Source organism: uncultured Paenibacillus sp. (genome assembly GCF_963515335.1).
In the GTDB taxonomy this organism is placed as follows: Bacteria; Bacillota; Bacilli; order Paenibacillales; family Paenibacillaceae; genus Paenibacillus_I.
The window spans coordinates 1-9,891 of the sequence record NZ_CAUPYC010000099.1 but is presented as its reverse complement, the minus strand read 5'-3'; the positions used below and the strand labels follow the sequence as shown (position 1 = coordinate 9,891).

The 9,891-nt window shown below is 51.9% G+C and carries 10 protein-coding genes; all 10 read left to right on the top strand.

Annotated features, from left to right (window positions below):
* Positions 1-56 precede the first annotated feature (56 nt).
* The 10 genes from RWM61_RS19470 to RWM61_RS19425 all read left to right on the top strand — a co-directional run bounded on the left by RWM61_RS19470 (position 57) and on the right by RWM61_RS19425 (position 9,854).
* Complete coding sequence (locus RWM61_RS19470) at positions 57-1,151, top strand: S8 family serine peptidase (protein ID WP_314003923.1); 1,095 nt, start codon at positions 57-59, stop codon at positions 1,149-1,151.
* A gap of 174 nt (positions 1,152-1,325) precedes the next feature.
* Positions 1,326-2,153 carry an AAA family ATPase gene (locus RWM61_RS19465; RefSeq protein WP_314003921.1) on the top strand — a complete coding sequence of 276 codons (828 nt, stop codon included), beginning with the start codon at positions 1,326-1,328 and terminating at the stop codon, positions 2,151-2,153.
* On the top strand, positions 2,119-3,036 hold the full coding sequence (locus RWM61_RS19460; protein ID WP_029198515.1) for a ParB/RepB/Spo0J family partition protein: 918 nt from the start codon (positions 2,119-2,121) through the stop codon (positions 3,034-3,036). The genes RWM61_RS19465 and RWM61_RS19460 overlap by 35 nt, the downstream gene beginning before the upstream one ends.
* Before the next feature lie 89 nt (positions 3,037-3,125).
* The gene (locus RWM61_RS19455; RefSeq protein WP_198156165.1) at positions 3,126-3,359 is read left to right on the top strand and encodes a hypothetical protein; all 234 of its coding nucleotides are present in this window, start codon (positions 3,126-3,128) and stop codon (positions 3,357-3,359) included.
* A complete protein-coding gene (locus RWM61_RS19450) occupies positions 3,325-3,933 on the top strand; it encodes a hypothetical protein (RefSeq protein WP_069202474.1) in 609 nt (202 codons plus the stop codon). Before RWM61_RS19455 ends, RWM61_RS19450 begins: the two co-directional genes overlap by 35 nt.
* A 46-nt stretch (positions 3,934-3,979) precedes the next feature.
* The gene (locus RWM61_RS19445; protein WP_314003915.1) at positions 3,980-5,086 is read left to right on the top strand and encodes an SAF domain-containing protein; all 1,107 of its coding nucleotides are present in this window, start codon (positions 3,980-3,982) and stop codon (positions 5,084-5,086) included.
* Between the two features lie 11 nt (positions 5,087-5,097).
* Positions 5,098-5,814 carry a hypothetical protein gene (locus RWM61_RS19440; protein WP_314003913.1) on the top strand — a complete coding sequence of 239 codons (717 nt, stop codon included), beginning with the start codon at positions 5,098-5,100 and terminating at the stop codon, positions 5,812-5,814.
* A 23-nt stretch (positions 5,815-5,837) separates the two neighbouring features.
* A complete protein-coding gene (locus RWM61_RS19435) occupies positions 5,838-6,683 on the top strand; it encodes a hypothetical protein (protein ID WP_314003911.1) in 846 nt (281 codons plus the stop codon).
* Positions 6,680-8,548, top strand: a complete 1,869-nt coding sequence (locus RWM61_RS19430) for an ATPase, T2SS/T4P/T4SS family (protein WP_049868221.1) — start codon at positions 6,680-6,682, stop codon at positions 8,546-8,548. Before RWM61_RS19435 ends, RWM61_RS19430 begins: the two co-directional genes overlap by 4 nt.
* Positions 8,538-9,854 carry a hypothetical protein gene (locus RWM61_RS19425; protein ID WP_314003908.1) on the top strand — a complete coding sequence of 439 codons (1,317 nt, stop codon included), beginning with the start codon at positions 8,538-8,540 and terminating at the stop codon, positions 9,852-9,854. The genes RWM61_RS19430 and RWM61_RS19425 overlap by 11 nt, the downstream gene beginning before the upstream one ends.
* Positions 9,855-9,891 lie beyond the last annotated feature (37 nt).

The following is a 9,891-nucleotide window of genomic DNA, read 5'->3' as shown; positions in this document are numbered from 1 at the left end:
TTTCCAGTATTGACGGTCTTTTAATTTGCTAATCATTCCTCACAGCGAAGAAGCAAATGAGTATTATTGGTTATGAACTAGACGCTTTACAATCAAGAACAGGCGTACAGTTTTTTGTATCGGCGGGTAATCATAAGCTTTGGCAAACAGAATTTGGTCTGGAAGATATTTTGGATGATGATGATTCAAGAATATCCGCACCGGCAGATTCGATGCTATCGGTAGTAGTTGGATCAATTATCGGTGCAGACCACCAAAATAGTCTTTCTCAGAAAAACCAAATTGCACCTTATAGTCGACGTGGTCCAGGTTTTCAAGGATTCTCGAAGCCAGATTTAAGCGCATATGCAGGAACGATTATTCTGGATGGTAGTGATGCATCCGTACCTAATGATCCATTTTCAATGGTTATTTCAAAAGATGGAAAGTTAATAGCTGATGCGGGCACTAGCTTTTCTGCTCCTATTGTAGCAGGTGATTACGCAGAAATACTAAATACGATTCCGGATCGAGATACGCTATTATCAAAAGCGTTGCTTTATCATAATGCAGTTGCTTTATGGGACGTGGATGGGATGGAAGAAGAGGAACTTGCTCTAGCGCATAATCTATATGGTAGGGGAATTTCCGATGTAGATGACAGTAAATATTCGTCTCCGTCAAAAGTGACTTTTGTTAGGACAGGCACTTTAAACAGAACTACTAAGGAAAGAGTAACAATATATATGCCACCAATTTTGGCAGCCCAGGTTGGACGTAATGTTGCAAAGGTTTCTGTAACATGTGTGTCTAGGCCATCGGTGGATAGAACAAAGGGTACGGAATATTTAGGGGCATATATACGGGCTTCATTAAAGAAAAGTCATGTAGACGGAGTGACATTGCAGCCTGTTCAACAAGATTTCAAAGAAGGACGACAAAAATGGGATGTTTGTCATCAGTTCAGTAAACTCTTCTCTAGATTTAATGCTGGTGACTGGCAGGTCTGGCTTGAATTGTTTTCGCGTTGGGAGGATAAAAATGATGATGTTTCCTACGCTCTTGTTGTTACAATAGAGGATGTGAGCGGTTCGTTAGATGTCTACAGCGAAATTGAAGCTTTAAACAGATATAGAGCACTCAATACAATCCGGTTGAGAGTAGATAATTAAAATAGCCGTAGTTTCGCGATCTTTTTAAATGCAGATTACGGTAATTGAGGAATATCCAAGAGAACGTCTTCCACTATCGGGGGCGTTCTCTTTTCATATAGATACTATTCAAAAAGCCGGTTGCCCTGAAAAATTCAGCGCAACCGGCTTTTTGCGTGAAAGGAGAAGTGTCGGATGTCCAAGGTGATCGCCCTCGCCAATCAGAAAGGCGGCGTGGGCAAAACCACTACGGCGGTCAATCTGGGAATCGGTTTGGCTGCCGATGGGAAAAAGGTCTTGCTGGTCGATGCGGACGCGCAAGGCAACCTGACGGATTCGTTAGGTTTCCGCGAACCGGATAATCTGTCGGTATCTTTAGCAACGTTGTTGGTGAAAACGATGATGGAAGAACCATATGAGGCACGGGAAGGCATTTTGCATCACCGCGAGGGTGTTGACTTGATGCCGGGTAACATCGAACTATCCGCTGTCGAGGTATCGCTTGTCAACACGATGAGCAGAGAAACGATTTTGCGTTCTTACATCGATTCGGTTAAAGCCGAATATGATTACGTGCTTATCGATTGCATGCCTAGTTTAGGCATGTTGACCATCAATGCTCTGGCGGCGGCGGACAGCGTAATTATTCCTGTTCAAGCGCATTATTTGCCCGCCAAGGGGATGACTCAACTCTTACAAACGATCGCTCGTGTAAGGAGGCAAATCAATCCGAAGTTGGTTTTGGAGGGCGTGCTGCTCACAATGGTAGACAGCCGGACGAAATTCGCCAAAGACGTTTCGTTCATTCTTCGGCGCGACTATGGCGATAATCTGCGCGTGTTCAACACTGAAATTCCCCTATCCATACGCGCGGCGGAAACGAGCGCCAAAGGAAAAAGCATTTATGATCATGACCCGGCTGGGAAAGCTGCGGAGGCTTATGCCGCCTTTACGAAGGAGGTGCAAGGCATTGGCATCGAAAGACGACATGCGCGCCAGCATCAAGCTGACCACAGTCGCTGATTTATTCTCCACCGAGGAGAGCCGCGCTGACGAGCAGCGGGAAAAGGTGATGGACATACCTTTGTCGGAAATCAGCGATTTTCCCGGCCATCCGTTTAAGGTGAGGGCGGATGAAGCGATGCTGGAAATGGCGGACAGCGTAAAGCAATACGGCGTCCTTGTTCCCGGCTTGGTTCGTCCTAAGGCGGGCGGCGGCTATGAAATGGTAGCCGGGCATCGGCGGAAAAAAGCGAGCGAACTGGCGGGCAGGGAAACAATTCCTTGTATCGTTCGCGAAATGGATGACGATCAGGCAACCATCATTATGGTGGACAGCAACCTGCAACGGGAAAATATTTCGCCAAGCGAGAAAGCATTCGCCTATAAGATGAAGCTGGAGGCGATGAATCGGCAAGGACAACGAACCGACTTAACTTCCCGACAAGTTGTCGGGAAGTTAGAAAGTGCTGATGTTATTGGTCGAGATGTAGGAGAAAGTGGCAGACAAATCCAGCGCTATATCCGCCTTACGGAACTAACCACGTCCATTCTTGAAATGGTGGACGATAAACAAATCGCCTTCAATCCGGCCGTAGAGCTTTCTTACTTGGCCGAAGAAGAACAGCAAGCCCTGTACGAAACGATGCAGTCTGAGGACTGTACCCCCTCGTTGGCGCAGGCGCAGCGAATGAAAAAGTTGAGCCAGGACGGGCGGCTTAATGTGGATGTCATCTTCTCAATTCTCACGGAGGAAAAGCCGAACCAGAAAGAAAAGATCGCCATTCAGCGCGAGCGGATCGACCGCTTCTTTCCGAGGGAGTTTACCGAAAAGCAGAAGGAAGATCTGATCGTGCAACTACTGGAAAGCTGGTATAAAAAGCGGCAGCGGGAGCAGGAACGTTAATTTGTAGCCGAATCATCCCATCCTGTTCGCTAGCACTCTCCCTATGAAGGAGAGACTTTTTTATGCCCATATTGGGGAGGCGATACGCGATGTATTTCACAAAAGGGAGGCGTCGTCAATATGAGCGCCTGATGCAAGAAAAGCCGGGCTTCGACCATAACAGACTTTTGGAGGATGAAAACAAGGAGCCGCGCAAGCGAGGAAAAGAATCTCGTGAAGCCGGTCAATCAAAACGGAGCCGGAGAACGAAGGATAAGCCGGCAAATACCAGAGGAAAGGGGACTGACAATGGAAGAAATGAAGCGAATGGTGGACAACTATGAAGTCTATCAGGCCATCTCCATCGGCAAGGTGGAGGTGCTGCTCGGCATTGATGAAACCAACGTCGACAGCCCCTACATGGTATGTTATTGCACCCGAAACAATTCTCTGGGTGTCGAGCAATTCTACGCAACTGCGGTTGGCACGGATTATATTGGGGCCATGAATGATTTTGTTTCTCGAGTGCAGTGGGAACTGGACGATCTTAAAGAAGAACGGGCGAGTGCCGAGATACCCTTGTCTCCTATTACACAAGCACAATGTCAGCCGATTCGAGAAGATATGCGCATTGATAACCAAGTCGTCGTCATCCGACCGGAGCGGTTGCGTCCCGAATATCGCACAGCTGTTAACCAACTTGTGTTGGCGAAAAGCGGTTTTGGTACCTCCGCCTACTCCCGGGGTCGAGCGGTCTTCACGTTGAATTTGTATACCGGAGAGGAGGCTCGCTGGAATCGGGAGGATTTTATGGGGCTTATGAAACCGGAGCATATGCCCGTATGGGCGCAAGAAAAGCTGGGGCAGTTTCAGGCCGAAACCCAGCAAATGTCGAAGCGCCGTGACGAGGCCCGGTAAAACATTCGATAGCATTTTAATCCAAAAGAGAAAGGAGACGTGAGCGATGTCATGGACTTATAGGCACCGTAAGATGCTTATTATCGCTGCAATCGCCATAAGCGTAGGTTTACTTGTAGCAGCGGCCATTTATTCACTGATCCGACAATCGGAACAGCAACAAAATCAGCAACAAATGAAGGAACAATATGAAAGGCAAATTGAGGAACTAAAAACAATAGAGGAACAATCGCGCAGAAGCGTCTGGACCGTGGCACGAACCATTCCGGCCGGCGGCACCGTTAAGGCGGATGATCTCAAGGCGGTCCAGATGTCTGTGAGTCTGGTACCGCAAGGTATGATTACCGATCAGAAAGCGGTCATTGGCAAAAGCGCCAAAATCGAATTGCAGCCAGGGACGCCGCTGATGCTGTCCATGCTGTACGAAAGCGCACCGATCCCAAAGGATTTGCGGGTACAGGAGTTTCATGTGATTCAGCTTCCCTCCAATTTGCAAAAGGGACAGTTCATTGACGTGCGAATCAATTTCCCGACCGGCGAGGATTTTGTCCTACTGGCAAAAAAGAAGGCGCGGGAATTGTCCGGCGCCGTCATCTGGTTGGAAATGAACGAGCGGGATATTTTGCAAACTTCGAGCGCGATTATCGACGCCTACTTGCAAGGCGCGCGGCTGTATGCTCTCCCCTATATCGAGCCGGGCTTACAAGAAGCAGCGGTGGTCAATTATCCCGCCAACCCGAAGGTGCTCGACTTGATGGCGCATGATCCGAACCTGCTCGAAAAAGCAACAACCGAGCTTGCCCGCCAGTTTCGCCTGACACTCGACGATAATCTCAAGGCGATGAGCGAGTCGGACAAACTGCGCGTAACCAGCGGCAGCGTAACGGTTCAGCAGCAACTGCAAAACGAACGAATTGTCACGAGTCAAGGCAACGCCATGCAGGAAACGACACCAATGCCGCAACCTTCAGGTACAACGGCCACGGTCGATCGCGAACCGTCAGCCGCTCAGCAGATGCCCTCTTCTTCCGTTCCGACAACGACGAATGAAAATCGGCCGGAAGCGTCCGCGGAACCAGCGCCATCAGCGCCAGCTTCGCCGTCGGGGGAGCCGCCTAGCACGGATAAATTGGAGCACATTTTTAACCAGTGAAGGAGGCCATCATGAAAAAAGTCGTGTTTTTCGGCGCACCGGACAAAAGCCACCTGCTCCTCGTGCTGGGCAAGCTGCTCACGGCGCTGGAGCGAAAAGTGCTGATTGTGGATTCCACCTTTGCCCAATCAATGCAAGGCTATTTGCCACAATTGGAATTCGGCTGTTCGCTGCGGGAGTTTGAAGGCATCGACGTGGCGACCGGGCTTATTACATCAGCGCAACTGGAGCGTTCTCTCCTTGAGGCTGAAGGCGAAGCGGCATACGATGTCATGCTGCTCGACACTGATCACACCGAATTTGTGAAAGGACGAGAGTTGCCGGGCTATGACAAGCGGGTTTGGTGCAGCAATTTCAATCGGATGGGCATGCAAACAAATGCGAATCTGATGCAGCGGCTGTGCCTTCATGAAGCGGAGGGCCAGCCGCTCACATTTTACAAACTAAACGCTCCCACCCTGCCGACCGCCATACCCGAGTCATATATCGATTCAGTGCTGCCGCAGCAGGCTGTTCGCTGGGAGGACACCGTGTTCCGCTTTCCGCTTGACGAACGGGATATGTCGGTCGAACTGGACAATCAGCATCATGGCCGCATTGACATCAGGCGGCTGTCTGGGGCGTATCGCCGGACCGTGCTCGACATGCTGCAACAGTTATTTGATTGTGACTCTAAAGCGGCTCGGCGGGCATGGGCGCGCTCCCGAAAGCGCGTGCGTGTCCGGTAATTTTTGCGAAAGGAGATGAAGCAATGGGTTTTACCGTGGTGTTTTGGAGTCCGATTTCGGGACAGGCCGGTACGACGAGCAACCTGATCGCCGCCGCCACGCTGCTCGGACTCGAATATTCCTCGCGTCTCTTGCTGCTTGGGCATTTACAAAGTGAATACGCTGCCGTCGAACGCAGTTTTTACCCAAGGCGGTCTTGGATGAGCAAAGCGGACGCCTCATCTGATGCGGGCATCGACGCGCTGCTCAGGCTACTTAAAAACCGCAAGCTCGAACCGAACATGCTGCGGGATTATACGCTGCCGCTGCTCGCCGAGCGACTTGACATTCTTCCGGGGTCAAAAAAGCCGGACGTAGCGTTTGTTTCATCCGAGCAGGACTGGCTTGCGCCGCTCTTGGAACTGACAAGGCGCGCTTACGATTTGGTATTGCTGGACGGCGGAAGCGGAAACGTATCGGCGTGGACACAGGTGCTGCTGCGTCAGGCCGATTTATTGGTCGTCTGTCTGCCGCAAAACTTACTCAAATTGGAACAAGTTTTCCCGACGCTGGAAGCACAGCTTCTATCCAACCGGAAACTGTTGCTCGTATTTGGGCAATATGACCCCCGTTCGGCTTCGACCGTCAAGAACGTCATGCGCCAGTTCCATCGGCGGGAGCATGCGTATCCGATTGTCCATAATGCGGGCTGGCTCGATTCCACCCAACAAGGAGACGTTGTTCGCTTTTTATTTCGCAACCGGCAGGTGCCGCGCGATCACGAAAACAGCCTCTTTATACATCAAGTGCGGTCATTGGCGCAAGCGATCGTCCAGTGTACCGGATTAAGCAAGCCTCTTTTCGGCGGGAAGGAGGACGATGGCCGATGATGTTCGTGCTGAACGGATTGCTTATCGTGGGCATTCTCATCGCGATCGGCGTCCTGCTCTATTTGCGCATGAGCCGCCGCCTGCCGGAGCAGCCGGAAATGCCGATTTATACGCTAGAAGCAATGACCGCGTTTGTGAAAGAGACGCTACACGAGATGACGAGCAGCAGCCTGATCGATTACGGCTTGTCGGAAGAAGAATATCGCCGCCGCAAAAACAAGCGCGCGGAACTGAAAAAAGCGCTGCGAGGCTGCACCTCCGGAGATTTGCGTGACAAGGCGTATGTGAAACAGGTCATTACGGATTTGCTTGAACAGCGCTACAACCTGGACGACGGGAACCTGAACCGGCTTCTGCCGTTTGACGACCCGCAGATGCTCACGCCGCAAGATCAGTTTGACATCTTACTCTATCTATATAAAAAACAACATCGGTTGAGGGCGCTGGACAAGCTAATCCAAACATACGAGATGGATCGCCCCAAACGGAGCATGGAAGACGAAGAAATCGAATCATACCGGATTACCGCAGACGAAATCCGCGACATTTTCAAGCTGGAAGTACGGAAACTGTCTGCCGAGGACAAAACGCAGATCGTCGTGCAGCGGATATATCAGCAATACAAAGGGTTTAGCGTCATCGACGAAATCCGCGACATGAAAATCGACGGCGTATCGGGTGGCGTGTCCGGCATCCCTCCCTCGATGTGGGAAGGCGAGTGGAGTGTGGAGGAAGAAGCGCAGCTTCGCGAGGTGCCGAGGTCGCATGACAGCGTGTGGCTGTTCTATAAAGGGAAGTCCATTCATTTGAGCTTCCTGTCCTTCGGCTCGGAACAGGAACTAAGGCGCGTGTGCCAGAATGTGTACAAATATAATTTCCCCGGCCAATTGTCCGAAGCGAACGGCTTTAAGGTCAACGAAATGGCCGATGGCTCCCGCGTCGTTGTGCTGCGCCCCCGGTTCAGTGAATCGTGGGCTTTTTTTGTGCGCAAATTCGATGTGCAAAACGCGACTCTGGAACAGTTGATTCAAGACGACAACGCCGAACTGCCCATCGGTCTGATCAGGTATCTGGTCTTGGGCGAGCGCATTACGGCCATCACCGGAGCACAAGGCAGCGGCAAGACAACGCTCTTAATGGCGATGGTGCGCTACATTCCGGCCATCTTGCCGATTCGGGTGCAGGAAATGAACTTTGAGCTCCAGCTTCGGAAAATTTACCGGGACCGCAATATTTTAAGCCTGCGGGAAACCGAAACGATCTCCGGACAGGACGGACTGGATATTCAGAAAAAAACGGACGGCTCGGTCAATATTTTGGGAGAAGTGGCGACCGACCCGGTTGCCGCCTGGATGGTTCAGATGGCGCAGGTCGCTTCGCTGTTCACCCTGTTTACGCATCACGCCAAAACGTTCCGCGATCTCGTCTATTCGCTACGCAATTCGTTGCTGAAAACAAGAGTGTTTACGAACGAAAAAGTGGCCGAGCAGCAAGTTGTCAACGTCATCAACTTCGATATCCATCTGAGGCGGGATGCGGACGGGCATCGCTACATCGAACGCATTACCGAATGCGTGCCAGTGGAGCAGGGAACGACTTATCCGGATTCGTTCCGCCATAAAACGACGGCGGAAGAGAAAATGACGGCGTTTTTGGAAACGATGCTGGAATACTTTCGCCGCACGACGGATCGCCCACTTTATGTCGCGCAGAACGTCATTGAATACCGCGACGGGCGTTATGTCGCCGTTCATCCGTTGTCCGAACGCAGCCGCAAGGAAATCGCCGCATGCCTCGCCGGGCCGGATCAGGCTGTGTTTGAGGCATTTTTGGCAGTTCAATGGGGGGATGACGATGAGACTTGAATGGCTCTCCCTATTGCTCGGCGCGGCAACGGTACTGTTCCTCGCGATGACGGCTGCATTTCAATGGGTTTCCCGACACGGTTCGGACGTAGAGGCGATTCGGCAGTATGAAGCGCTGCGCAAGCCCGGCAAAGCCCGCAAAAAGCAAGCGTTGCATAGCATCATGCAGCAGTTGTATCGCCTCTGCGAACGCGTGCCGATTCTGCGCGCTTACTTGTTTCATATCCGCAAACGAATGACCGTTCTCCATCTTGGCGACGAATGGAAGCTGCGGCTGGAAACGATGAAGACGGCGCTCCTCATTTGGGGCGTGCTGTTCGCGGCGGCTGTTCCGCTGGCGCTCGGCGTGCGCGACCCGGCCACGCTTGGCATGATCGGCATCGGCTTCTGGGTTGGCCACGGGATCTTTTCGGACAACCTGGTTCATCGACTGGAGACTCGTCTGCTTCAGCAGCTCCGGCATTTTTTCTCGGATGTGCGCCACCATTATCATCGTCATGGGATGGTGGAAGAAGCCATTTATGAAGCGGCGGATAGTGCGCCGTATGAGATGGCGCTGCACGGACACGAGATTTATGAAGTACTCACGGCAAGCGACGCCGAGCAGCGGCTTGCACAGTACATCGAAAGCGCGCCGAATCGGTATTTGCAGGGCATGGCCGGACTGTCGCATTTGATGAAGGAATACGGCGATAAACGAACCGCAACCGGCTCCGTGTACTTGAAGGCGCTCGGGAAGCTCGCAATCGAACTGAATCTGGAACTGCTGCGCCGCGAGCGCCTTAGTTTCCTGTTGCAGGGACTGACCGCCATCGCGCTGTTGCCGCTGCTGTTTACCCGGCCGATTGAAGCTTGGGCCAGTCACTACTTTCCGGCCATGGACGCTTTTTATGCGAGCACCGCCGGATGGATCGTGAAAATCGGCCTGATGGCGGTCGTATGGCTGTCCTACATCCTTCTGCGCAACATTCAAGAACTCGACGTGATTCCAAAACCAACCGGCCGAAAGAGATGGGAGAAACGGGTATACGATTGGCCATGGATGCGCTGGCTTGTGCATCGTCTCGGCCCCGTCACCGGTTCCCGAGAGGCCGACCGCATGATCAAGCTGCTCAAAGATACCGCATCGCCGCTTCGACTGGAATGGCTCTATGTGCAGCGCATTGTGGCGGGAGGCATGGCGTTTCTGGCTGTGCTTGGCATGTTTATGGCGCTCCATGCCGCAAGCCGGAATCAAATCCTGTATGCGCCGGTAAAACCGGGGATTATGTTCGGCCAACTTTCGCCGGAGGAGCCATTCCTGTAATGAAGTAATTTGAGCTTTGAGCAAAAAAGCGCCGCTT

What these genes read in the sequence shown, in the direction of transcription:
- RWM61_RS19470 (WP_314003923.1), top strand. Translation starts at nt 57, where the DNA reads ATGAGTATTATTGGTTATGAACTAGACGCTTTACAATCAAGAACAGGC.
- RWM61_RS19465 (WP_314003921.1), top strand. Translation starts at nt 1,326, where the DNA reads ATGTCCAAGGTGATCGCCCTCGCCAATCAGAAAGGCGGCGTGGGCAAA.
- RWM61_RS19460 (WP_029198515.1), top strand. Translation starts at nt 2,119, where the DNA reads ATGCGCGCCAGCATCAAGCTGACCACAGTCGCTGATTTATTCTCCACC.
- RWM61_RS19455 (WP_198156165.1), top strand. Translation starts at nt 3,126, where the DNA reads ATGTATTTCACAAAAGGGAGGCGTCGTCAATATGAGCGCCTGATGCAA.
- RWM61_RS19450 (WP_069202474.1), top strand. Translation starts at nt 3,325, where the DNA reads ATGGAAGAAATGAAGCGAATGGTGGACAACTATGAAGTCTATCAGGCC.
- RWM61_RS19445 (WP_314003915.1), top strand. Translation starts at nt 3,980, where the DNA reads ATGTCATGGACTTATAGGCACCGTAAGATGCTTATTATCGCTGCAATC.
- RWM61_RS19440 (WP_314003913.1), top strand. Translation starts at nt 5,098, where the DNA reads ATGAAAAAAGTCGTGTTTTTCGGCGCACCGGACAAAAGCCACCTGCTC.
- RWM61_RS19435 (WP_314003911.1), top strand. Translation starts at nt 5,838, where the DNA reads ATGGGTTTTACCGTGGTGTTTTGGAGTCCGATTTCGGGACAGGCCGGT.
- RWM61_RS19430 (WP_049868221.1), top strand. Translation starts at nt 6,680, where the DNA reads ATGATGTTCGTGCTGAACGGATTGCTTATCGTGGGCATTCTCATCGCG.
- RWM61_RS19425 (WP_314003908.1), top strand. Translation starts at nt 8,538, where the DNA reads ATGAGACTTGAATGGCTCTCCCTATTGCTCGGCGCGGCAACGGTACTG.